Below are 22,731 nucleotides of genomic sequence, written 5' to 3' on the forward strand. Positions count from 1 at the left end.
TGGTGTACCGGTGAAGGGCGCGATCTCCGCGGAGTGGCTGAAACTGCGCTCGGTGCGCTCGTCCCTGGTGACCGTGGCCCTCGCGCTCTGCGGGCTGCTGATCGGCGTCGGGCTAGCGCTGATGGCCGTCGCCATGTACGACAGCGCGCCCGCCGCCGCGCGCCCCACCGCCAGGATCGCCGACCTGGAGGACGTGGTGGTCATCGTGCCACAGCTGTGCCTGGGGATCCTGGGCGTGCTGTCGTACACCTCCGAGCACGCCACCGGGCTGATCAGGACGACGCTCGCGGTCGTGCCGCGCCGCTGGCCGGTGGTGATGGCCAAGGCGCTCGTCGTGGGCGCGGTGGCGCTGGTCATCGGGCCGGTCGTGGTCTTCGGGACGTTCTTCCTGACCCACTGGCTGCTCGGCGGGCGCTACCCGGTCCCGGCGTTCCACGACCAGTGGCCGACGCTGGTCACCACGTCCCTGTCGGTCCCGGTCTTCGCGCTGCTCGGCCTGGGGCTCGGCGTGCTGCTGCGGCACACCGCGGCCTGTATCGCCGCGCTCGTCGGGCTGGTCTACGTGGTGCCCATGATCTGCGGGAACCTGCCCGCGCCGTGGCGCGGGCGGCTCGGCTCCCTGATGATCGGCGCGCTTCCCCGCGAGATCACCGGCGCGGACCTGACGCACTCGGTCTACGGCTCGCTGCTCTCGCCGCTCGCCGCCGCTCTCGTGCTCGCCGCCTACGCGGTCGTGCCGCTGCTCGCGGGTATGTGGGTGCTGCGCTCGGCGGACGCCTAAGGGGGTACGGCACGGCCGGCCGTACCCCTCGTCAGACCTCCACTATCACCGGGATGATCATCGGGCGGCGGCGGTAGGTGTCGCTCACCCAGCGGCCCACCGTGCGGCGGACCACGCGGCGGATCTCCTGGATGTCGACCACGCCGTCGGCGGCCTTCTCCTCCAGGGCCCGCTCGATCTGCGGGATGAACTCCTCGAACTGCGCCGGGTCGATGCCCGAGCCGCGCGCGTGGATCTCCGGGCCCGCGGTGAGCTTGCCGGTGTTGGAGTCGACCACCACGACCACCGAGATGAAGCCCTCGTCGCCGAGGATGCGGCGGTCCTTGAGCGAGGTGTCGGTGATCTCGCCCACCGAGCTGCCGTCGACGTAGACGTAGCCGGCGTGCACCGCGCCCACGATCTTGGCCAGGCCGTCGACCAGGTCCACCACGACGCCGTCCTCGGCGATCACGATGTGGTCGCGCGGCACGCCCGTCAGCTCGGCGAGCTTGGCGTGCGCCCGCAGGTGCCGCCACTCGCCGTGGACGGGCATGAAGTTGGACGGGCGGGTCAGGTTGAGCACGTACAGCAGCTCGCCGGCGGCCGCATGGCCGGAGACGTGCACCTTGGCGTTGCCCTTGTGCACCACCCTGGCGCCCCACCGGGTCAGGCCGTTGATCACCTTGTTGACGGCGGACTCGTTGCCCGGGACGAGCGACGAGGCCAGCAGCACGGTGTCGCCCTGCGCGATGCGGATCGGGTGGTCGCGGTTGGCCATCCGCGACAGCGCCGCCATCGGCTCTCCCTGGGACCCGGTGCAGATGAGCACCAGATCCTCCGCCGGTATCTCCTCGATGTCGCGCGAGTCGACGATCAGCCCCGGCGGGACCTTGAGGTAGCCCAGGTCACGGGCCACACCCATGTTGCGGATCATGGACCGGCCGACGAGCGCGACCTTGCGGCCGTGCTTGAAGGCGCCGTCCATCACCTGTTGGATGCGGTGCACGTGCGAGGCGAAGCTGGCCACGATCACGCGCTGCTCGGAGGTGCGGATCACCTCGTCGATGACCGGGCCGATCTCCCGCTCGCTGGTGACGAACCCGGGCACCTCGGCATTGGTCGAGTCGGACATCAGCAGATCGACGCCCTCGCTGCCGAGCCTGGCGAAACCGCCCAGGTCGGTCAGGCGGCCGTCGCTCGGCAGCTGGTCCATGCGGAAGTCACCGGTGTGCAGCACGATCCCGGCGGGCGTGCGGATCGCCACGGCCAGCGCGTCGGGGATCGAGTGGTTGACCGCGAGGAACTCGCAGTCGAACGGCCCGAACGCATGCCGCTCGCCCTCCACGACCTCCAGCTTCGTCGGCTGGATGCGGTGTTCGGTGAGCTTGGCCTCGATCAGGGCGAGTGTCAGTCTGGAACCGACGAGCGGGATGTTGCGCCGCTCTCGCAGCAGGTAGGGGACGGCTCCGATGTGGTCCTCGTGTGCGTGGGTGAGCACCACGGCCTCGATGTCGTCGAGGCGGTCTCTGATGTACTCGAAGTCGGGCAGGATCAGGTCCACACCCGGCTGCTCGGGCTCGGGGAACAGCACCCCACAGTCGACGATCAGCAGGCGGCCCTCGTACTCGAAGACGGCCATGTTCCTGCCGATCTCGCCGAGCCCGCCCAGTGCGACGATGCGCAGTCCCCCGTCCGGCAACGGCGGTGGCGGCGCCAGGTCAGGATGCGGGTGGCTCATTCGGGGCCCTCGCTATTGCATCTTGTTCTCAAAACTCCCAGTTCCTCCCCGTTCTCAGTTGTCTGTCAGTTTCACCCCGCCGGCTACCAGGCACGTACGCAGCTCGGCGATCTGCTTGTCGTCGGCGTCCACGAGCGGTGGACGGGTCACGCCCCCAGGCTGGCCCACCATGCCGAGCGCGGCCTTCACCATGATCGCGCCGCCGGCCTTCATCATGATCCCGTCGACCACGGGGATCAACTGGCGGTGTACGGCCAGCGCCTCCCCGACGCGACCCTCGCGGTAGAGGTCGATCATCCGGTGCAGCTCGGCCCCCACGACGTGGCCGACGACGCTGACGAAGCCGGCGGCGCCGTGGGCCAGCCAGGCCAGGTTCAGCGCGTCATCTCCAGAGTAGAAGACCAGGTCGGTTGCGTTCATCACCTGGGAGCCCGCGAACAGGTCGCCCTTGGCGTCCTTCACGGCCACGATCCGCTCGTGCTGAGCGAGCCTGATCAGGGTTTCGGTCTTGATGGGCACGCCGCTTCTGCCCGGGATGTCATAGAGCATCACCGGCAGGTCGGTGGCGTCGGCTGCCTGCACAAAGTGACGATATATGCCCTCTTGGGGTGGCTTGTTGTAGTACGGCGTGACAAGCAGGAGCCCGTGGGCCCCCGCGCGCTGTGCCGCTTTCGCCAGCTTCACCGTGTGATGGGTGTCGTTGGTGCCCGCACCGGCGACGACCCTCGCCCGGTCCCCCACCGTCTCGAGCACCTGCTCCAGGAGGCGCTGCTTCTCCTCGTCGGAGGTGGTGGGCGACTCGCCCGTGGTGCCGCTGACGACGAGGCCGTCGTTGCGCTGCTCGTCGACGAGGTACGCCGCCAGGCGCCGCGCGGCCGCGTAGTCGACGGCGCCGTCGCGGGTGAACGGCGTGACCATCGCGGTCAGCATGCGGCCGAAGGGGGCTTCGGTGCTTACAGCCATAGAGCGAACGGTACCCGGATTCGCAAATCCGGTGGACGCCGCCACCCCGCCTGGGCATTGGAAGAGGTCGCCGATATGTGCTCGGGGGTACACACATCGACGACCTCTATCGGAGAATCGGTCACGCTTACATCCGCGTTACAGGGTTTCTCGATAATTTTCCACGGTCGCAAAGTTGGGGCTCCAACAGTCACCGATGACGGTCGGTTACCTGCCGAATACGGCAACATGGGGCAACGCCTCACACGAACCCCCAGGGATGGACTAGTGGCCACCTCAGATCCGGTCTACCTGCGCGTCGTCGAAGACATTCGGCGGCAGATCAACGACGGCACCCTTCCACCCGGCGCGCCCATCCCCTCACGGGCGCAGCTGACCCGTAAGTACCAGGTCGGCGAGACCGCCGCCCGCCACGCGCTGCGCGTGCTCGCGGGCGAGGGCCTCATCATCGGCCGCGTCGGCTCGGGCCATTACGTGCGGGAACGCCCCGACCTCGCGCCCCTGCACCGCTGGCGCTTCCTCGACCACCCGGCGCCCTTCGCCGCCGACCTGCAGTCGCAGGGACGGCGCGTGACATGGGACTGGCACAGCGAACCCGCCGAAGCCGGGCCCGAGATCGCCCGCCGCCTGCGCCTCGACGAGACCACGCGGATCACCCGGACCCGCTACGTCTTTCGCGGCGACGGCAAACCGCTCCAGCTCGCCATCTCCTACGAGCCACTGGAATTCGCCGCCCACTCGGAGGAGGAACGGCGCAGTCTCGTGGCTCGGATGTACTCGCACGGCATCAAGATCACCGAGATCGTGGAGAGCGTGCACACCCGGGTGCCGCGACCCTCGGAGATCGACGCCCTCGACCTGGCGGCCGGCGTGCACGTGCTGCACATCGAACGCACCCACTGGGCGGGCGACCGGCCCGTGGAGACCAGCGACATCGTCCTGCCGGGCGACCGCTTCCAGGCCACGTACAGCATGCCCGTCTGACCCCACCCGGGGGTCGGCCCCGCCCCGCCGACCCCCTCTCGCCTCCCCCACCCGCACGCCTCGACCCCCCCGCCGCAGCCTCCCGCCCCGCTGCCCCCGGCTTCCACGCGCACCTGCAACGTTCCTCGCGCGACCTTCTGCGCCCGCGATTCCACGCGATCCCGCCACCTTCTTCGCCCTCGTGGCTCCGTCGCGCATGTCGCCCTCTCCTCCGGCGCCGCCCCTCCACTCGATCCACCCGAGCCCACTACCTTCCGCGCCCGCTCTGCACACGACTCCACGCGAGCCCGTCACTTTCCTCGCCCTCGCGGCTCCGCACCCATGTCGCCCTCCCTCCGGCGCCCTCCGCCCCGCCACCCACGGCCCCGCCCTCACTCTCCCGGCCCGGCGGCGCGGTGCCCTGCGAGGGCGCCTCCTCCTCGCGCTCCCCCGGTGCCTGCGTCTCGCCCTTCGTGGCGGGCCAGGGTGCTGGTGGCTGGGCCGTATCGCCGGAGCGTGGGGGCTCGCCGTACACCGGTGATTGTCGGGGGTCGTTGATACAACCGTGGGGTGCGAGTCAAGGATCTGCCCGCCCGGGAGCGGCCCCGTGAGCGGCTGATGTCGACCGGCGCCGCCGCGCTGGCCGACCGCGAGTTGCTGGCGCTGCTGCTCGGCTCGGGCCACCGCGGCTCGAGCGCGATGGACCTGGCCGCCGAGCTCATCGACCACTGCGGCGACCTGCAGGAGCTGGCCCGCTCCGACCCGCACCGGCTGCTCACCGTCCCCGGCATCGGCCTCGCCAAGGCTGCCCGGGTGGCTGCCGCCTTCCATCTGGTACGGCGCGCAGAGGCGGGCCCCGAGCGCACCCGCATCACCAGCACGTCGGACCTGGCGGACGTCACGTCCCCGCTGCTACGCGGCCACTCCCGCGAACGCCTCGCCGTGGCCGTCTGCGACACCCGGGGCGCGGTGCTGCGCCGCACGGTCCTCACCGAGGGCGGCGCCGACCACACGGCGTTCCCGATCCGCGACATCATCACCGCGGTGCTCGCGGCGGGCGGCGCCTCCTTCGGCGTTGCACACAACCACCCGGGCGGTTCCCTCACTCCCAGTGACTGCGACCTGGCGGCCACCACCCGCCTGGCCCAAGCCGCCGAAACCGTGGGCCTCCGCTTCCTCGACCACCTCGTCATCACCGACACCGCCTGGCGCCGAATCCCACCCGACGCAGACGGCGAAGGCCATGCAGACTTACGGGCCCCCAAACCGACCCTCTCCCGAACGTCCAAGGCGTAGGAACTCGGCCCTGCAGGCGCTCGCAACGCCACCCATGCCCTCCGCCAGCACCGAGAAGGGACCGTTCGGGCGTGCGCGACTCGGAGGGAGCGTTCCGAAAGCAGCGGAGCCAGCCTCCTGCCCGCTCCAGCAAGCCGCATGACCTGCGGGAACCTCGAGGGACCGTTCGGGCGTGCGCGACTCGGAGGGAGCGTTCCGGAAACGGCGGAGCCAGCCTCCTGCCCGCTCCAGCAAGCCGCATGGCCTGCGGGAACCCTAGGGGCGGGCCCCCGGTCGACCAGAGATCGGACAAGGACGCCCGTGGCCGCTTGAGGCCGCTGGCTGCGTAGGTGAGTCGGCTCGCCGTACAGGAGCCGGTCGCGGTGGCCGGAGGGCGAAAGGGGCATCGGCGGGCGGCCGGGGGCTCGTGAGGGTGGGTGTCGGCGTGGGGTGATATCCGGTCCTGTATCGGTGGGGGCTCCATACCGGTCTTGGACACGAATGTCGAGCTTGTGCTGTTATATCGCCCATGCCTGGGGCCTATGAGCTCCGTGGGCTTCGCGTGACCAATTCGGAAATTTGGGGGTATTTCCGCGTGCCTAGTCGGATCCGAAGCGTTACCCGATTGTTCGGTGCGGCGGCCGCCGCGGGGGTGGTGGTGGCCGCGATCGGCCTGCCCGTGGTGGGCGGTGGAGGTGCGACGGTCGTCTCGGCGACGGAGGCGCTGAACCTGCGCCAGCTGGAGCTGGTCGAGCCGCCCCTGGCGCAGACGTCGGTCATCTACGACGCCGAGGGCAACAAGATCGCGCAGTTCTACGCCCAGGATCGCAAGGTCGTCACGCTCGACCAGATCTCCGAGGTGATGAAGACCGCGATCATCTCGATCGAGGACTACCGGTTCTACCAGCACGGACCGATCGACCTGGAGGGCACCGCCCGTGCCCTGGCGAAGAACCTCGTCACGGGCCGGACGAGCCAGGGCGGATCGAGCATCACGCAGCAGTACGTCAAGCAGGTGTTCCTCAACGCGGCCGCCACGGAGAAGGAGAAGAACAAGGCTCTGGAGTCCAGCTACGCCCGCAAGCTCAACGAGCTGCGTTATGCGATGGGCGTGGAGAAGAAGTACTCCAAGGACGAGATCCTGGCGAAGTATCTGAACATCGCCTACTTCGGCGCGGGGGCCAACGGGATCGAGTCGGCGGCCAGGCGGTTCTTCGGCGTGCCCGCGTCCCGGCTCAACCTGGCCCAGGCGGCTACGCTGGCGGGAGCCGTACAGGATCCCAACAGGACCGACCCGAACCGGGGCAAGGCGGCGCGCAAGCTGCTGGTTGACCGGCGGAACGTCGTGCTCGACCGGATGGCGGAGCTCGCGAAGATCACACCGCAGCAGGCCGCGGAGGCGAAGGCCACCAAGCTCGGCTACAAGGGCGTCAAGCAGCCCAACGGGTGCCAGGCCAGCAAGTATCCGTACTTCTGTGAGTACGTCCGCTACGAACTGCTCACGAACCCTGCCTTCGGCCAGACGCAGCGGATCCGGACGCAACGCTTCAACCAGGGCGGCATGAAGATCCACACGACGCTGGATCCGACGATGCAGGCCGCCGCGGAGAAGGCGATCGAGAAGCACGTCAACGCTTCCGACAACGCGCTGGCCGCCGAGGCGCTCATCCAGCCGGGAACCGGGATGATCCGGGCCATGGCGGCCAGCCGTACCTTCGGATACGCCGCGAAGAAGAACGAGGTCTCCTACAACCCGGTCGCGGACAAGAAGCACGGCGGGCTGCTCGGCTTCCAGGCTGGCTCGACGTTCAAGACGTTCACCCTGATCACGGCGCTCAAGCAGGGCATGAAGGTGGGCGAGGGGCTGCAGGTGGGCGGGTCGTATCGCGCTCCCGCACTCTCCACGTTCAAGAACTGCGCCGGTCAGGGCATCGGCGATATCACCCATTCCGTGACGAACGACGAAGGCTCCGGCGGCTTCAAGACGCTGCAGACGGGCACGTGGGGGTCGGTGAACACGTTCTTCATGGCGCTCGAGCAGCGGGTCGGGCTGTGCAACACGATCGAGACGGCCAAGTCGCTGGGGATCAAGCGCGCGGATGGCACGCCGCTCAAGGAGTTCGAGACGTTCACCCTCGGCACGAACGAGATGGACCCGGTGACCGTGGCCAACGCCTACGCCGGGATCGCCGCGCGCGGCAAGTACTGCGCGCCGCAGGCGATCACGAAGATCACTGACGGCTCGGGCAAGTCCACGGACTACCGCCCCTCGTGCAAGCAGGCGCTCGATCCGGAGGTCGCGGACGCCGCGGCCAACGTGCTGTCTGGTGTGTTCACCAAGGGCACGATGCGTGGGGTCGGCGGCATCGGCCGCCCGGCGGCGGGCAAGACCGGCACGACGGACCAGTACGCCTCGGCGTGGTTCGCCGGCTTCACCCCGGACCTCGCGGGCGCGGTCAGCATCGGCGACCCGCGCGGCTCGCAGCGCTACCGCCTCAGCGGCGTCACGATCGGCGGCAGCTACTACGGCTCGGTCCTCGGTGCCTCGGTCCCCGGCCCGATCTGGAAGGACACCATGCTCGCGGCCCTCAAGAACACCCCGTCCACGGACTTCACCCCGATCAACACCTCCCGCTTCGGCGGCACCTCCACCCGCCAAACCCCTCAGGACGACACCCCCGAAGACCTCCAGGACATCCAAGACCAATGAGCTGCCGCCTCTCGGCAAGGCATGGGACCACCGACCGTGCATGGGCGTACCCGGCAGGCGGCTGGTAAGCCGAGGATGACCTGCCGGGACGCTCCCTGGCTCCGGTAGGCCGCTGTGACTGGGACGACCTACCGGAGCACCCCGCACCTGGCGGGGGCCGCAGGCCTGCCCGGGCGAGGAGCAGACATACGGAGCTTCAGCCCCGGCAGGACTCGCGACGGCAAGCCCTACCGGGGCCATGCGGACAGGCACGCCACCTTCCCATCCGCATATCGGGCGACGCAGACCTCAACACGTCACCCGGTGAAGCGGCATCACGGTCTCCCGGCACGCGACGCCGCACGCATCGTTCTACTGCGCCCTCCCCGCAAGCAGGCGTTCCCACAAGGGGACCATGAAGGAGCGCACCTCATGCGCGGACTCGTGCACCCGAACCACGCCGCTGCCGTCCGTCTCGAACCTCCGTATGAAGAACTTCCCACCCTCCTGACAGAGCTCGTAGTAGACGGGCTTGCAAGGGCACGTGTACTCGATCATGCGAGTCGGTCGTCTCCACCCTGCGTCCGGATACCAGTCGATCACCTCATGCCCCTTTGAAGGAGGGGGTAGGTGTGGCGCCACACATTCCACAGCGACCATACGTCTAGTTGTATCTCACTGTCTAGGTTTACAGAAAGTCTCGTCTAATGAGGCAGAGCGATTTATGGCACCTCGTACCCCTTCGCCTATCTTTCGTCTGTGCTCGACTACAACGGAGACACCCACATCTACCTGCAGATCGCGGAGATACTCCGGCAGCGGGTCTCGGGGCTTACCTCGGGCCATCCTGTGCCCAGTGAGGCTGACATTCAGAGCGAGTTCGGAGTCGCGCGGACCACCGCACGGCGGGCAATCCATGTCCTGCGCGAAGAAGGCCTCATCTACACGGTGCAGGGAGAGGGCACCTTCGTCGGGTCCCCCGGCGACGCCCCGCGCGAGCCTCGCAAGGTCCCCATGTACCGCCAGATCGCTGATGACATCGAGCGGCAGATCAGGTCGGGCAAGCTCCAGCCGCGCCGCCCGATCCCCGGCGAGACGTCGCTCACGCAGCAGTACGACGTAGCACGGGAAACCGTTCGCAGGGCCATGGCTCTCCTACGCGAACACGGGTGGATCTACACGGTCGCCGCACGCGGCAGTTTCGTCTCGCCGCCCGAGTCCTGGCCGCAGGACTGACCCACTCGACTGCTTGTATCTATACGTCTAGACTTGGAGCATGCTCGACCGACTAGGGCCCGTACCCATCTACAAGCAGGTCGCCGATCAGATCCGCCGACAGATCGAGAGTGGAGAGCTCAAGCCCGGCGAGCCGGTCCCGAGCGAGGCCAAGCTCGAGGCGGAGTACAACATCGCGCGCACGACTGCACGGCGGGTCGCCCGGGAGTTGCGCGAGCAAGGCGTGGCCTACACGATCCAGGGCGAGGGCACGTTCGTCGGCCCGCCCGATCACCCTCGACTGCGGCAGTACACGCCCGTGTACGAGCGGATCGCCAAGGAGCTCATCGAGCGCATCAAGTCCGGCCAGTTGCCGTCTAACCGCCCCATCCCCAGCGAGAAGACTCTCATGAAGCAGTACGGCGTGGCCAAGGTCACCGTTCGCCAGTCCGCGGCCTTCCTCCGGGACAAGGGCTGGGTCTTCACCGTCCCCTACCGAGGCACCTACGTGCTCAAGCCAGAGGACCGGCCAGAAGCGTAAGAGCTAGAAGACCGGGATGATTTCTTCGGGGTCTATGAAGTCGACTGTTACGCCTTCCAGGTCCAGTTCGGGGATGGCGGGGAAGGCGATTCCCCAGCGTTCGACGATGGCGCGGATTCGGGCCATCGCTACTCGCCAGTTTTCTGCCTGTTCTTCGTAGGTGAGGACGCCGAGGCCGGCCTCGCGGGCGTGGTTCATGAGGACGCGGTGGTTGGGGAGGAAGTAGGGCGGCAGTTCCCAGAAGCCCTCCGGCGGTTCCCAGAGGATCATCGACAGGAAGACGAAGCCGGCGCGGAGCTGGCGGGTGATGAGGGTCTTGACGTCGTCCGTCAGGCCCGGCCATTCGTTTTCCAGGATGGTCATGCAGATCTGCAGGTGCCGGGATTCGTCGCGGCCGATGCGCTGGAACATCTCGGAGAAGACCGGGTGCTGCGTCCCCGTGGCCATGCCGCGGAAGAGCGTCGAGGCGGCCATCTCGCCCATCATGAAGCTGGTGAACAGCACCGGGAGGCTGTACTTGCCGACCGCCGAGGTGTAGCCGTTCCAGTAGCGGCCGCCGTTGTGGTAGAGCCAGCCGATGTTGTTGTGCGCGGCCCTCTCCAGGTCGTCGGAGGGAGTCCAGTTCAGGGGCCCGCCGGGCCACAGCCGGGCGATGGTGCGCTGGCAGCATTCCTCGTGGTTCATCTCGTCACGGGTGATGGAGAAGAAGCATTTCCTGACCGGGTCCTCCTCGTGCTTCTCGAAGGCCTGGATGGTGGCCCGCGCGAAGACGGCGGGTCCCGAGGCGTCGAAGTTGGCGAGCACGGCGAACCAGTACATGATCCCCAGGCGCTGCTCGCGGGTGAAGTCCTCGGCGCGGAGCCCGTCCCAGGGCAGGTCGGCCGGGTTCCAGACCATCCGCTTGGACTTCTCGTAGATGGCCGCCAGCTTCTCGGTCTCGACCCGCCACTCCATCGGGTAGATGTTCGGCTGCGGCACCTCCGGCGCGGGCCAGAAGCCGCCCTCCGGGATCGTGAGGTCTGACATCGTTGTGACACCTCCGCTCCCCATCCTCCGGGCCGCCGTCACGCCTTTCAAGTACGGGAGCGCTGAGTGATGGCCACGCAGGCCAGTACGGCGAGCGCCGCGGCCACCGTGATCCACCCGAATCGCTCCCCCATCAGCACCCACGCCCACACCAGCGTGAGCAGTGGCTGGGTGAGCTGCACCTGCCCGGCCCTGGCGATCCCGCCCATGGCCAGACCCGCGTACCAGGGAACGAACCCGAGGAACATCGAGATCAACCCGACGTAGGCGAAACCACCAAGAGACTCAGCAGACACGGAAATAGGCGTAGAAAAGGCCAAAAACCCGGACACGAGGGCGGTCACCGGCAGCGACACGACCAGCGCGTACGAGATCACCTGCCACCCGGGCACCGACCGGGCCAGCCGCCCGCCCTCGGTGTACCCCACGGCCGCCGACAGCAGCGCCCCCACCAGGAGCAGGTCGGCCCAGGCGGCACCCCCGGTCCCCCGGGTGAACGTGAACAGCGAGATCGCGGCGGCGCCGGCCGTACAGGCGACCCAGAACAGCGGCCGGGGCCGCTCCCCCGCGCGCACGACCGCGCAGGCGGCGGTGGCGGCGGGCAGCAGGCCGATCACCACCGCGGAGTGCGCGGTGGTGGCCCCCATGGACAGGGCGAGCCCGCTGAAGACAGGGAACCCGAAGACGACACCTGCCGAAATGAGCGCATAAGACGGCCAGTGGTGGCGCGGGGGGATCAGCGGCAGCCGGGCCACCCACAGGCACACCAGCGCCACGACCCCGGCGATCACCGCGCGCCCGATGGCCACCAGCCAGGGATCGAAGCCGCGCATCGCGAAGACGGTGGCCGGAAACGACCCGGAAAAGGCGAGAACCCCGAGGAAGGCCAGGCCGGAACCGAGGCGGGCAGGTCCGACCGCTACTCGACGGGAGACGATAGCGCTATTCTGTGTACTCATGAACAACGATAGCAGTATCGCCGTTCTCGCCACAGCTCTGCGTGACGAGGTGGCGAAGCTGCGCCCCGGCGACCGGCTGCCGTCGAGCCGGGAGATCATGCGCCGCCACGGCGTGAGCCCGGTGACCGTGTCGCGGGCGATCGGCAGGCTGGCGGCCGAGGGCAGCGTCGTCTCGCGCCCGGGCAGCGGGGTCTTCGTGGTGAAACCCGCCAAAACGGTCAACGAGGCCGGCGATCTGGAGTGGCAGACCGTGGCGCTGGGCGACCGGGTCGTGGACGACGGCCCGGTGACCACGCTGCTGACCCCGCCGCCGGAGGGCGTCATCCCGTTCACCGGCGGCTATCTCCCGCCGGGCCTCAGGCCGGACAGGCAGCTGGGGGTCGCGGCGGCCAGGGCGGTCAGGAGGCCGGACGCCTGGGCGCTCCCCCCGCTCAACGGGCTGCGCGAGCTGCGCAGGTGGTTCGCGGCCCAGGCGGGCGGCGACGTGACGGCGACCGACGCACTGATCGTCAGCGGCGGCCAGGCCGCGCTCACCCACGCCTTCAGGGCGCTGGCGGCCCCCGGCACCCAGGTCCTGGTGGAGACGCCGACGTACCCGGGAGCGCTGTCGGCCGCCAAGGCCGCGGGGCTGCGGGCGACAGCCGTACCCATGGACCGCGACGGCGTGCGGCCCGAGCTGCTGGCCGAGGCCTTCGCCGTCACCGGCGCGCGGGTCTTCTACTGCCAGCCGACGCTGCACAACCCGACGGGCGCCACGCTGACGCCCGAGCGGCGCGAGCAGGTGCTCCAGGTGGCCAGGGCGGCAGGCGCTTTCGTGATCGAGGACGACTTCGCCCGCTACCTGACCGACCAGGCGCCCGCGACGATGGTCTCGGCGGACGCGGACGGCACGGTCGTCCACATCGCCTCGCTCACCAAGATCCTCTCGCCGAGCATGCGGGTGGCCGCGGTGATCGCGCGCGGCCCGGCCGCCCGCAGGCTGCGGGCGAGCCAGCTCGTGGAGTCGTTCTTCGTGGCCAGGCCGCTGCAGGAGACGGCGCTGGAGTTCGTCACCTCCCCCGTCTGGCCGCGCCACCTCAAGGCGGTGCACGAGGAGATCAAGATCCGCAGGGACGCCCTGGCCACCGCTCTCACCCGCCTGCCGGGCGTGGAGCTGCACCTGGTCCCGCGCGGCGGCATGCACCTGTGGGTACGGCTGCCGCCGGAGGTGGACGAGGCCGCCCTGGTCGAGGCTGCCAAACGCGCCGGCGTCCTGGTCAGCCCCGGCCGGATCTACTACCCCTCGGAACCCCCCGGACCGCGCGTCCGCGTGACCCACCTCCAGGCCGCCAACCTCGCCGAGCTGGCCGAGGGCACGCGACGCCTGGGTCAGGCGCTGGCGAACACCTCGTAGTGGTCGACGGTGTGCTCCTTCTCCAGCAGGTACTCATCGTCTTCCGGGTAGTAGACGGCCACCTCGGGCTCGTCGCCGGCGAAGGCCTTGACGGCCTCCCAGGACTCCCACATCGAGATCACGAAGAACTCGGTCCTGTCGCCGTGCTCGCGCCGGGTGAAATACGCGCCCTTGTTCCCCGGAGTACCGATGTAGTCGGCCAAACCGGTGCGCCGCAGCACTTCTTCGTACTCGTCGGCCTTGGCGGCGAGCGTGAAGCCTCTCCATGTACGCACGATCATGGCAGCAACCTACTTGGAGCTCGTGCGCGACTTCCTCAACACGCCGGGCGTGGAGGCCGAGACCGACGAGCTGACGATCTGGCTGCGCGACCACGGTCTGGGCGGCGCCGACGACCGGGCCTCCGACGACGACCTGGCCACCGCGCTCGCCCCGCGCGAGGGCCTGCGCGCGGCGACGGCCCGGCCGTACTGCCCGACCTGCCGCTCAGGGTCACGATCGAGAGAAAGCCCAGCCTGGAGCCGGTGGAGGGCGGTGTCAGAGGCGCGCCGGCGCGGATCGCGGCGCACGCCGCGCAGCCGGGGTGGGAGCGGCTGAAGGTGTGCGCGGAGAGCTCCTGCCAGTGGGCATTCATCGACGTGTCGCGCAACCGTTCGCGCTCCTGGTGCTCCATGCGCCTGTGCGGCAACCGCACGAAGACACGCGCCTACCGGGCCAGGAAGCAGGGTTCGCGTCATCCCCAAGCCCCAAACACCGATACGGTGTAACACGTGCCTCCGCACACACCAACACGGGGGCGCGACGGCAGGCGAAGGAGCGGGCCGAGATGGCAGACGTGGGCGTCCGGGCGGCCCGGCGCGAGGATGTTCTCCAGGTTGCGAACACACAGATCCGCGCCTGGCGTTACGGCTATCGGGACTTCCTGCCCGAGGGTCCCCTCGAGCAGATGACCGGAGCGGCGGCCGAGAAGATGTGGCTGCGCCAGTGGGACGAGGCGATCGTCGCGCCGCCCACCTCCCGTCACCGGGTGCTGGTCGCGGTCGAGACCATCCTCGACACCGAGGGCTTCCCCGCGCTCGGCGCGGGCGGTCGCGACGCGCTGTCGACCCCGCGCGGCGGCGAGCGCGTGGTGGGGCTGGCCTCGCACGCCCCGGCCGAGGATCCCGACCTCGACCCGACGGTCGTCGCCGAGATGCTGACGCTGCTCGTCGATCCCGACTTCGTACGGCGGGGCCACGGAAGCCGCCTGCTCAACGCCACGGTCGACTATCTGCGCGAGGACGGTTTCCGCCAGATCGTCACCTGGGTGTTCGCCGACAATCACGCCGTTCTAGGCTTTCTGGAGTCCGCAGGATGGGGCGAGGACATGGCCGAGCGCGTGCTCGACATGGGCCGCCCGATCCGCATGGTGCGACTGACAACGGATATCAGCTGAATGGCAACTCCCTCCCAATGGGTCGCCGGAGCGCGGCCCCGTACCCTCCCCAACGCCGTCGTCCCGGTCATGGTCGGCACCGGCGTGGCCATCGGCCTCGGTGGCTTCGTCTGGTGGCGGGCCATCCTGGCCCTGCTCGTCGCCCTGTCCATGCAGATCGGCGTGAACTACGCCAACGACTACAGTGACGGCATCCGCGGCACCGACGACGTACGCGTCGGCCCGATGCGGCTGGTCGGCTCCAAGGTCGCCCCGCCGCGGCAGGTGCTGGTCGCCGCGCTCGGCTCCTTCGCCGTCGCGGCCGTGCTCGGCCTGATCCTGGTGATCGTCACCGGCGCCTGGTGGGTGCTGCTGGTGGGCGCCGCCGCGATCGCCGCCGGCTGGTTCTACACCGGCGGCAGCAGCCCGTACGGCTACCGCGCCCTCGGCGAGGCGGCGGTCTTCGTCTTCTTCGGCGTCGTGCCCGTGGTCGGCACGGCGTACGTGCAGACCGAGAGCCTGTCGTGGGCCGCGTTCGTGGCCTCCGTCCCGGTCGGGCTGCTGTCGTGTTCCATGCTCGTGGTCAACAACCTGCGCGACGTGGTCAACGACGGGCAGGCGGGCAAGAAGACGCTGGCCGTGGTGCTGGGCGCCGAGCGGACCCGGCAGCTGTACGCCGGGTGCGTCGTGGTGGCGCTGGCGATCGCGCTGGGCATGTCGGCCATGGCGTGGCTGAGCGTGCTCACGCTGCTCGCGGTGCCGCTGGCGATCGCGCCGGTCCGCACCGTGCTGAGCGGGGCCGTGGGGCCCGCGCTGATCGGCGTTCTCCAGCAGACCGGCAAGCTGCAGATGGCCTTCGGCCTGCTGTTCTCGATCGGGCTCGCGATCACCTTGTAGGCGGATACAAACGCCCGCCGTACGCTCGTATGTCCGAATAAATGCCCTGGTCAGGCCCCTTTGGTTCACTGAGTGCGAACTTCGTGAGCTAGGAGGGGCCGTGGAGCAACGCGGGATCGAGCTGGTCTCAGCGGGAGAGCGGTATGGGCGCCCACGCGACCTGCTGTTCCTCTGGACCGGCACGACGATGGGCATCTTCACCCTCGTGTACGGGACCACCATCGTGGCCGGGCTCGGGCTGAGCTTCCCGCAGGCGCTGGCCGCTATCGTGCTCGGGAACGTGCTGTCCTTCCCGCTGGTGGGGCTGACGAGCCTGCAGGGCCCGGCCACGGGCACCTCCACGATGGCCGTCTCCAGGGCCGCCTACGGGCCCAAGGGCGCCCGGGTGCTGAGCTTGTTCGGCTGGCTGAACATGGTCGGCTTCGAGGCGGGCGGCATGGTGCTGATCACCTTCGCCGCGCTGGCGCTGCTGGGGCAGGCCGGAGTCACCGATCAGAGCCTGGGGCTGAAGATCGGCGTCATCCTGGTGGCGGCGCTGATCCAGCTGGTGCTGCCGCTGATCGGGCACGCGGCGGTGATGAGGGCGCAGAAGTACTTCACCTGGGTCTTCGTCGTCCTGTTCGGCCTGATGGCCATCCTGGTCGGCCCCAAGGTCAACCTGTCGGGCGGCGCGGGTGCGGACTTCCCCATGTTCACGGTGGCCGTGGCGCTGGTGATGTCGGCGGGCGGCCTGTCGTGGGGCCCGCTGGGCGGCGACTACTCCCGCTACCTGCCCGCTTCGGCGTCCAAGAAGGCGATCTTCGGCTATGCCACCCTGGGCGGCTTCATCCCCTCCGTCCTGCTGATGACGCTGGGCGCCGCGGTCGCGACCGCCGTGAAGGGCGCCGGGGATCCCATCTCCGGGCTGCCCGGCGCGCTGCCCTCCTGGTTCGTCGTGCCGTACCTGCTGCTGGCGATCGTGTCGCTCTTCGCGGTGAACACCACCGACCTGTACTCCTCGGGCCTGAACCTGCAGGCCGCGGGAATCAAGGTCAAGCGCTGGGTGGCGGTCGTGGCCGACCTGTTCTTCTGCGTGATCATCACCTATGTCGCGGTCACCTCGGACTCCTTCAACAGCATGCTCAACAACTTCCTGAGCCTGCTGATCATCTGGCTGGCGCCGTGGGCGGGCGTCTACATCACGGACTGGCTGCGCAGGAAGGGCCGCTACGACGCCGAGGCCCTCTTCGACACCGAGGCGCCGGGCCAGATCCGCTGGCCGGCGATCATCGCCCAGGTCGCGGGCATGGGGGCAGCGGCGCTCTGGATCAACTCCACGGTCTTCGTCGGCTGGCTCTCGAAGGCGACCGGGGGCACCGACTTCTCCATCTTCGCGGGCTTCCTGGTCGCGGGGGCGGTCTACGCCGCGCTCGACCGCCGGCCCGCGTCCGTACCTGTTCTCGAGGGGGCTTCATGACACTGCTTGACGTCGCGTACGGCAGGCAGCCGGCGGACACGATCATCATCAACGGCACCCTGGTCAACGTGCTGACCGGTGAGCTCTACCCCGCCGAGATCGGGATATTTGACGACAAGATCGCGGCGGTCGGCACCGAGCTGCGGAGCGGCCCCGAGACCACGATCATCGATGCCAAGGGCGGCTACCTCGTGCCCGGCCTGATCGACGGGCATCTGCACATCGAGTGCAGCAAGCTGTCGGTCACCAGCTTCGCCGACCTGGTCGTCCCCTGCGGCACCACGAGCGTCGTGTCGGGCCTGGACCAGGTGCTCGTCGTGGAGGGCCTGCCCGGAGTCCGGAGATTCCTGGACGAGTCCAAGAAGACCGGAATGCGGATCTGGTGGGGCGCCCCGGCGAAGGCCCCCTACACGGTCCCCCAGTCCACGGTGGGGTTCACCTTCGGTCCCGACGAGCACCGCGAGGCCCACACCTGGCCCGAGTGCGTGGGGATCTGGGAGACCGTCCAGGAGATGGTCGAGCACGGCGACCCGGCCGTCATGGAGGCCCTGGAGCTCGCCCGCGAGCACCGCCTGCCGGTCTTCGGCTGCGCGCCGCTGTCGGACGCGCGGCGCATCGGCGGTCTGGCCGCGGCCGGGGTCCGGCTGGACCACGAGTCGTACTCCCACGAGGAGATGCTGGAGAAGCTGCGCCAGGGTATGTACGGCATCGTGCGCGAGTCGTCGGTGGCCCACTTCCTTGAGGAGAACATCCAGGTCGTGGCCAGGGCCGGCGCGCGCAGGGTGGCGTTCTGCACCGACGACGTGCACGCCGCCGACGTGCTGGCCGGCGGGCACGTGGACAGGATGGTGCGCATGGCGGTGAAGGCCGGCGTCGACCCGGTGACCGCGATCCAGATGGCCACGGTCAACTGCGCGGAGATGTACCGCATCGACCACCTGGTCGGCAGCATCTCCCCCGGCCGTTTCGCCGACGTGCTCATCGTGGACTCGCTCGAGGACTTCCGGGTCCGCGAGGTCGTCGCCGCGGGCCGGCTCGTCGCCCGCGACGGCCGGATGATCATCCCCACGGCACCGCCCGCCCGCGGCGCGGTCAGCCCGTTCCCCGTCCGAGAGGTGACCGCGGACGACTTCGCGCTGCGTTCCCAGGCGGCCGAGGTGGACGTGCTCGCCATCGAGTTCACCGAGCAGGTGTTCGTCCGCAGGCGCCGCGACGTCACGCTCCCCGTGATCGACGGCGTCGTGGAGCCCTCCGTCGAGCAGGACGCGCTGCTGGTCACGGTCGTCGAGAGGTACGGCAAGACGGGCAACATGCCCGTCGCGGTGGTCAGCGGCATGGGGATCCGGCGCGGCGCGATCGCCACCAGCGCGGCGCCCGACGACAACAACGTGATCTGCGTGGGGGCCTCCCGCGCGGACATGGCGGTGGCGGTCAACGAGGTCGTGCGCATGGGCGGCGGCCAGGTGATCGTGGTGGACGGCGAGGTGCGTGAGTCGCTGCCGCTGCCGGTGGCGGGCATCGTCTCCGACCTGCCGGCCGCGGAGATGGCCGCCGCCGAGACCCGCCTGGACGAGCTGGCCAGGGAGCTCGGCTGCACGCTGCCGTCGCCGCTGATGTACCTGTTCTTCCTGTCCATCACCGCCATCCCGGACTACGCCGTCACGGACCTCGGCCTGGTGGACTGCGTCAATCTCGAGGTCGTGGAGGTCATTCAGTGAGCGAGTTCATCGCGGGTCTGCCCAAGGCGGAGCTGCATCTGCACATCGAGGGGACCCTCGAGCCGGAGCTCAAGTTCGAGCTGGCCCGGCGGAACGGCATCGGCCTGCCGTACGAGAGCGTCGAGGAGATGCGGGCGGCCTACGCCTTCGACGACCTGCCGTCGTTCCTGAAGGTGTACTACGAGGGCATGGAGGTGCTGCGCACCGAGCCCGACTTCTACGACCTGGCGATGGCCTACCTGCGCAGGGCGGCCTCGCAGAACGTCCGGTACGCGGAGATCTTCTTCGACCCGCAGGCGCACACCTCGCGCGGCGTGCCGTTCGACGTGGTGATCCGCGGGCTGCGGCGGGCGCTGCTGGACGCCGAGAAGCAGCTGGGCGTGCGGGCGCAGCTGATCATGTGCTTCCTGCGCGACTTCCAGGCCGAGTACGCGATGGCGACACTGCTGGAGTCGCTGCCGTACAAGGAGTGGATCGTCGGTGTCGGCCTCGACTCCGACGAGAAGGGCAACCCGCCGGCCAAGTTCGCCGCCGTCTACGAGCGGGCCAGGCAGGAGGGCTACCTGCTGACCATGCACTGCGACGTGGACCAGGACAACTCCGTCGAGCACATCCGCCAGGCGATCCAGGACATCGGCGTGGACAGGATCGACCACGGCGTGAACATCCTGGAGAGCCCCGAGCTGGTCCAGCAGGTGCTGGCCAAGGGGATCGGCCTGACCTGCTGCCCGATCTCCAACGGCTACGTCACCGACTCGATGAAGGTCGAGGGCATCAGGAAGCTGCTCGAGCAGGGCGTGCGGGTCACGATCAACTCCGACGACCCCGCCTACTTCACCGGCTACGTGCAGGAGAACCTCCAGGCCCTGGACTTCACCCGCGAGGAGATCGTCCAGGTGCTGCGCAACGCCTTCGAGATCACCTGGCTGCCGCGCCACCTCAAGGACGCCTACCTGGCCGAGCTGGACAGCGCCGCCCAGGCGTAGCGGGTCCGGCGACATCGTGCCGCCGGACCCGAGGGTCACACCGCCGTCAGGCTGAAGCGCTGCTTGTCGTGGTCGATCTGGGCGATGCGCACCGAGACCGTGGCGCCTTCCGCGGGCTGGTCGTGCTCGACGAGCAGCCCGTGGACGCCCTCGATCTCGACGAACGCGCCGAAGGGCACGATCTTGACCACGTGCCCGCTCACGACGTCGCCCACGCTGTGCCGCGCGGCGAAGTCCTCCCACTGGGACATCTGCTGATTCACCTCCTCTCCCCTGCGGTCGCCATTCGGACACGGCAGGGGCGGCGGGCCACGGGCCCGCGAGGTGATCAAGGAATGGCCGGGTAACCCATCTCGTCACGGCACTCGGCCGACCCGGCAGTCACGCTCATACCCTACGCGCTAGCGCATGCGCAGGGCCAGCATGAAGTCGACGCGCTCGTCCCAGGAGGTGAGGGAACGGCCGGTCAGCTCCTCGATCCGCCTGAGCCGGTAGCGCAGGGTGTTGACGTGCACGTGCAGCCGCTCGGCCGTGGACGACCAGGAGCCCGACTCCTCCAGGTAGGCCTGCAGCGTGTCCACCAGGTCCGTCTGGTTGGCCGCGTCGTAGGCTTCGAGCGGCCCGAGCAGCCGGGCGCGGAAGGAGCGGCGCAGCTCGGCCGGGATCGCGGTGAGCAGCGTGCGGTGAGAGCTGACGTCGTCGCCGGTGATCACGCTGACCCGCTCGCCGCTGAGCGCCGCCAGCGTGCGGGCGTGCCGCGCCTCCTCGATCACGCCGCTCAGCGCCGCGGGACCGGTGGTCACGCTGCTCACGCCGAGCGTGATGCGGTGCTCCCCCAGCCCGGCCTCCAGTGCCCTGGCGCCACGCAGGACGTGCCCGGTCAGCTCGTCCGCGGTGTTGCCGGCCAGCGGCACCAGCGCGATCGCCTCGCCGCCGGCCGCGCTGGTGACGACTCCCGGCGCCAGTGGCCGCAGCAGCTCGTCCAGTACGGCGCAGCCGACGTCCCCGTCGACCGCGTGCAGCGCCACGGCCAGCAGCCCGTGCTCGGTCTCCACGTGCAGCGTGTGCAGGCGCGAGATCACGCCGGGCAGCGCGGCGTCGCCGGATTCCAGCAGTTCCAGCAGCTGGTCGAGCACGCGCCGCTCGATGCGCTGGGCGGCCTCCAGCCGCGAGCGCTCCAGCGCGACCAGCGCCGCCAGCTCCACGACCAGGTCCTCGTTGTCGCCCTGCGCCTGCTCGCCGGCGTAGGCCAGGAACCAGTTGGCGATCCGGTGCGGCGCGCCCCTGCTGATCGGGAAGACCGACAGCCCCGACACCATGGCCGGCAGGTGCCGGGCGGTGAGGAAGGTGCGGGCCAGGCGCCGCCGTTCGGGTTCGGCCAGCGGCTGCGAGCCCACGATCACCCGGCCGGTGGGCGACAGGACCCAGCACGGCACGTCCAGCTCGCCGGCCACTGCCGTGACGAGCTTGGTCAGGCTGCCGCCCTCGACCAGCGTGCTGGCCAGGCGGCGGCGCGAGCCGTACCTCTGCCGGGGCGGGGAGCCGAGCTCGACGATCAGCGCGCGCAGGACGTACTCGGTGACCTGGCTGAACGGGACGCTCACCGGCAGCGTGAGCAGCGGCAGCCCGGCGTCGGTGCAGACGTCGATGAGATCGGCGGGCGGGACGCCGAGCGCGGTGCCGCAGACCAGCGCGGCCACGTCGCCCAGGTTCTTCACGAAGTCTCGCGAGGATCCGGCCTCGGTGTGCCAGGTGAGCTCGGTCAGGACCAGCTCGCCCGGCTTGACGAAGCGTGCGGGGTCGGGCAGGTCGGTGGTGGCCACGCCGGTCACCCGCCGGTCGAGCAGGTCGTGCCCGGTCAGCACCTTCAGCGCGAGCTGGTCGGCCTGGACCAGGTCCCTCAGCCGCACGGCCAGCTCTCCTGGCGCCAGGCCGAGTCCCAGAACAGCCACTCGTAGCGGACCGTGGTCAGCGCCCATTCGAGCAGCCGCGCCCGCTCGTCGGCGCCCAGGGCGAGCCCGTCGAGCAGGTTCAGCACCGCGGCGACGGTCTCCTGGTAGCCCTGGCTGCCGTAGGTCTCGATCCACCAGGCGTACAGCGGGTCGGGCGAGGAGCTGGCCAGCAGCCGCTCGCCGACCCTGGCGTAGATCCAGTAGCACGGCACGATCGCGCCGAGCGCCTCGGGGAACGTGCCGAGCGAGCAGGTGCGGACCAGGTAGGAGGTGTAGCCGACCGTGGTGGGGCTCGCGGGGAGCTTGCGCGCGTCGGTCTCCTCCAGCCCGAAGGCGGCCAGCAGCTCCACGACCAGGCTGTGCTCGACCTCGAGGGTCGTGGCCGCGTCGGCGGCGAAGCGCTGCACGGCGGCAGGCTCGGGCGCGCGGGCGGCGCAGGCGGCCTGCGCCCTGGCGTAGTCGGGCAGGAAGTGCGCCTCCTGGACCACGTAGTGCCGGAACGCCTCCCTGGGCAGCGACCCGTCGGTCAGCCCCACCAGGAAGGGGTGGGCCAGGATCTGCTCGTAGACACCGGCCACGACCTGCCACAACTCATCACGGAACCGGCTCACCCCACCGATGCTATCGACCGGTACGGCTGCCGCATGCCGGCAGCGCAGGTGCGCGACACGGCCTCATGTTTTCGGGTCGGCTGGGTCACCCGCGTTAGTGTGATGATCGAGGCTCGGCTGTGCGGAGCCGAGGCCCCTTCCTCACGCCGTGCCCGTGGCCCGGGCTGCCTTGGCC

Annotated in this window: 22 protein-coding genes; 14 read left to right on the forward strand and 8 right to left on the reverse strand. The window is 69.6% G+C overall.

Translation table 11 applies throughout. The features are described from left to right. Positions 1-10 precede the first annotated feature (10 nt). A complete protein-coding gene (locus ACIBHX_RS33500; RefSeq protein ID WP_397071385.1) occupies positions 11-781 on the forward strand; it encodes a hypothetical protein in 771 nt (256 codons plus the stop codon). Positions 782-812: 31 nt separating this feature from the next. Here ACIBHX_RS33500 and ACIBHX_RS33505 read toward each other — a convergent pair whose 3' ends face one another. Beyond that, positions 813-2,498 (reverse strand): ribonuclease J, encoded by a 1,686-nt coding sequence (locus tag ACIBHX_RS33505; RefSeq protein ID WP_397071386.1) that lies wholly within the window; start codon positions 2,496-2,498, stop codon positions 813-815. Positions 2,499-2,552: 54 nt separating this feature from the next. Further along, the gene (dapA, locus tag ACIBHX_RS33510; protein WP_397071387.1) at positions 2,553-3,461 is read right to left on the reverse strand and encodes a 4-hydroxy-tetrahydrodipicolinate synthase; all 909 of its coding nucleotides are present in this window, start codon (positions 3,459-3,461) and stop codon (positions 2,553-2,555) included. A gap of 267 nt (positions 3,462-3,728) precedes the next feature. On the opposite strand from dapA, the gene ACIBHX_RS33515 reads away from it, so the two are divergent. From ACIBHX_RS33515 to ACIBHX_RS33535, 5 genes are all read left to right on the forward strand, one after another. Beyond that, positions 3,729-4,445 carry a GntR family transcriptional regulator gene (locus ACIBHX_RS33515; protein WP_397071388.1) on the forward strand — a complete coding sequence of 239 codons (717 nt, stop codon included), beginning with the start codon at positions 3,729-3,731 and terminating at the stop codon, positions 4,443-4,445. 549 nt (positions 4,446-4,994) lie between these two features. Further along, positions 4,995-5,720, forward strand: coding sequence for a RadC family protein (locus ACIBHX_RS33520; protein WP_397071389.1), 726 nt, complete (start codon positions 4,995-4,997; stop codon positions 5,718-5,720). Between the two features lie 604 nt (positions 5,721-6,324). Continuing rightward, positions 6,325-8,409 carry a transglycosylase domain-containing protein gene (locus ACIBHX_RS33525; protein WP_397071390.1) on the forward strand — a complete coding sequence of 695 codons (2,085 nt, stop codon included), beginning with the start codon at positions 6,325-6,327 and terminating at the stop codon, positions 8,407-8,409. A gap of 738 nt (positions 8,410-9,147) precedes the next feature. Continuing rightward, positions 9,148-9,624 (forward strand): GntR family transcriptional regulator, encoded by a 477-nt coding sequence (locus tag ACIBHX_RS33530; protein ID WP_397071391.1) that lies wholly within the window; start codon positions 9,148-9,150, stop codon positions 9,622-9,624. Between the two features lie 40 nt (positions 9,625-9,664). Beyond that, the gene (locus tag ACIBHX_RS33535) at positions 9,665-10,144 is read left to right on the forward strand and encodes a GntR family transcriptional regulator (RefSeq protein WP_397071392.1); all 480 of its coding nucleotides are present in this window, start codon (positions 9,665-9,667) and stop codon (positions 10,142-10,144) included. 3 nt (positions 10,145-10,147) lie between these two features. Here the strand turns inward: ACIBHX_RS33535 and ACIBHX_RS33540 are convergent, their stop codons facing one another. Both ACIBHX_RS33540 and ACIBHX_RS33545 read right to left on the reverse strand, forming a co-directional pair. Further along, positions 10,148-11,170 (reverse strand): hypothetical protein, encoded by a 1,023-nt coding sequence (locus ACIBHX_RS33540; RefSeq protein WP_397071393.1) that lies wholly within the window; start codon positions 11,168-11,170, stop codon positions 10,148-10,150. A gap of 47 nt (positions 11,171-11,217) precedes the next feature. After that, positions 11,218-12,129, reverse strand: a complete 912-nt coding sequence (locus tag ACIBHX_RS33545) for a DMT family transporter (protein WP_397071394.1) — start codon at positions 12,127-12,129, stop codon at positions 11,218-11,220. Here ACIBHX_RS33545 and ACIBHX_RS33550 point away from each other — a divergent pair. Then, complete coding sequence (locus ACIBHX_RS33550) at positions 12,128-13,522, forward strand: PLP-dependent aminotransferase family protein (RefSeq protein ID WP_397071395.1); 1,395 nt, start codon at positions 12,128-12,130, stop codon at positions 13,520-13,522. The two genes, ACIBHX_RS33545 and ACIBHX_RS33550, sit on opposite strands and share 2 nt — an antisense overlap. Here the strand turns inward: ACIBHX_RS33550 and ACIBHX_RS33555 are convergent. Then, on the reverse strand, positions 13,498-13,803 hold the full coding sequence (locus tag ACIBHX_RS33555; protein ID WP_397071396.1) for a hypothetical protein: 306 nt from the start codon (positions 13,801-13,803) through the stop codon (positions 13,498-13,500). The genes ACIBHX_RS33550 and ACIBHX_RS33555 overlap by 25 nt on opposite strands. Between ACIBHX_RS33555 and ACIBHX_RS33560 the strand changes: the two genes are divergently transcribed. The 7 genes from ACIBHX_RS33560 to ACIBHX_RS33590 all read left to right on the forward strand — a co-directional run bounded on the left by ACIBHX_RS33560 (position 13,802) and on the right by ACIBHX_RS33590 (position 19,993). After that, positions 13,802-14,119, forward strand: a complete 318-nt coding sequence (locus ACIBHX_RS33560) for a hypothetical protein (protein WP_397071397.1) — start codon at positions 13,802-13,804, stop codon at positions 14,117-14,119. The two genes, ACIBHX_RS33555 and ACIBHX_RS33560, sit on opposite strands and share 2 nt — an antisense overlap. A gap of 41 nt (positions 14,120-14,160) precedes the next feature. Further along, positions 14,161-14,289: a CGNR zinc finger domain-containing protein gene (locus ACIBHX_RS33565; protein ID WP_397071598.1), complete on the forward strand. Its 129-nt coding sequence runs from the start codon at positions 14,161-14,163 to the stop codon at positions 14,287-14,289. A 59-nt stretch (positions 14,290-14,348) separates the two neighbouring features. Next, positions 14,349-14,957 (forward strand): GNAT family N-acetyltransferase, encoded by a 609-nt coding sequence (locus ACIBHX_RS33570; protein ID WP_397071398.1) that lies wholly within the window; start codon positions 14,349-14,351, stop codon positions 14,955-14,957. After that, positions 14,958-15,833 carry a 1,4-dihydroxy-2-naphthoate polyprenyltransferase gene (locus ACIBHX_RS33575; RefSeq protein WP_397071399.1) on the forward strand — a complete coding sequence of 292 codons (876 nt, stop codon included), beginning with the start codon at positions 14,958-14,960 and terminating at the stop codon, positions 15,831-15,833. 100 nt (positions 15,834-15,933) lie between these two features. Further along, entirely contained in the window at positions 15,934-17,289 is a 1,356-nt protein-coding gene (locus tag ACIBHX_RS33580; protein ID WP_397071400.1) for a purine-cytosine permease family protein, read from the forward strand. Next, entirely contained in the window at positions 17,286-19,007 is a 1,722-nt protein-coding gene (locus ACIBHX_RS33585; protein ID WP_397071401.1) for an adenine deaminase, read from the forward strand. The genes ACIBHX_RS33580 and ACIBHX_RS33585 overlap by 4 nt, the downstream gene beginning before the upstream one ends. Beyond that, positions 19,004-19,993 (forward strand): adenosine deaminase, encoded by a 990-nt coding sequence (locus ACIBHX_RS33590; protein WP_397071402.1) that lies wholly within the window; start codon positions 19,004-19,006, stop codon positions 19,991-19,993. The genes ACIBHX_RS33585 and ACIBHX_RS33590 overlap by 4 nt, the downstream gene beginning before the upstream one ends. A 35-nt stretch (positions 19,994-20,028) precedes the next feature. On the opposite strand, the gene ACIBHX_RS33595 is transcribed toward ACIBHX_RS33590, so the two are convergent. The 3 genes from ACIBHX_RS33595 to tenA form a co-directional block, all read right to left on the reverse strand. Continuing rightward, positions 20,029-20,256: a S1 RNA-binding domain-containing protein gene (locus ACIBHX_RS33595; RefSeq protein ID WP_397071403.1), complete on the reverse strand. Its 228-nt coding sequence runs from the start codon at positions 20,254-20,256 to the stop codon at positions 20,029-20,031. 138 nt (positions 20,257-20,394) lie between these two features. Next, positions 20,395-21,945, reverse strand: coding sequence for a PucR family transcriptional regulator (locus tag ACIBHX_RS33600; RefSeq protein WP_397071404.1), 1,551 nt, complete (start codon positions 21,943-21,945; stop codon positions 20,395-20,397). Then, complete coding sequence (gene tenA / locus ACIBHX_RS33605) at positions 21,894-22,556, reverse strand: thiaminase II (RefSeq protein ID WP_397071406.1); 663 nt, start codon at positions 22,554-22,556, stop codon at positions 21,894-21,896. Before tenA ends, ACIBHX_RS33600 begins: the two co-directional genes overlap by 52 nt. Between the last annotated feature and the right edge of the window lie 175 nt (positions 22,557-22,731).

Origin of the sequence: Nonomuraea sp. NPDC050536, assembly GCF_044457685.1 — a bacterium.
Taxonomy (GTDB): domain Bacteria; phylum Actinomycetota; class Actinomycetes; order Streptosporangiales; family Streptosporangiaceae; genus Nonomuraea.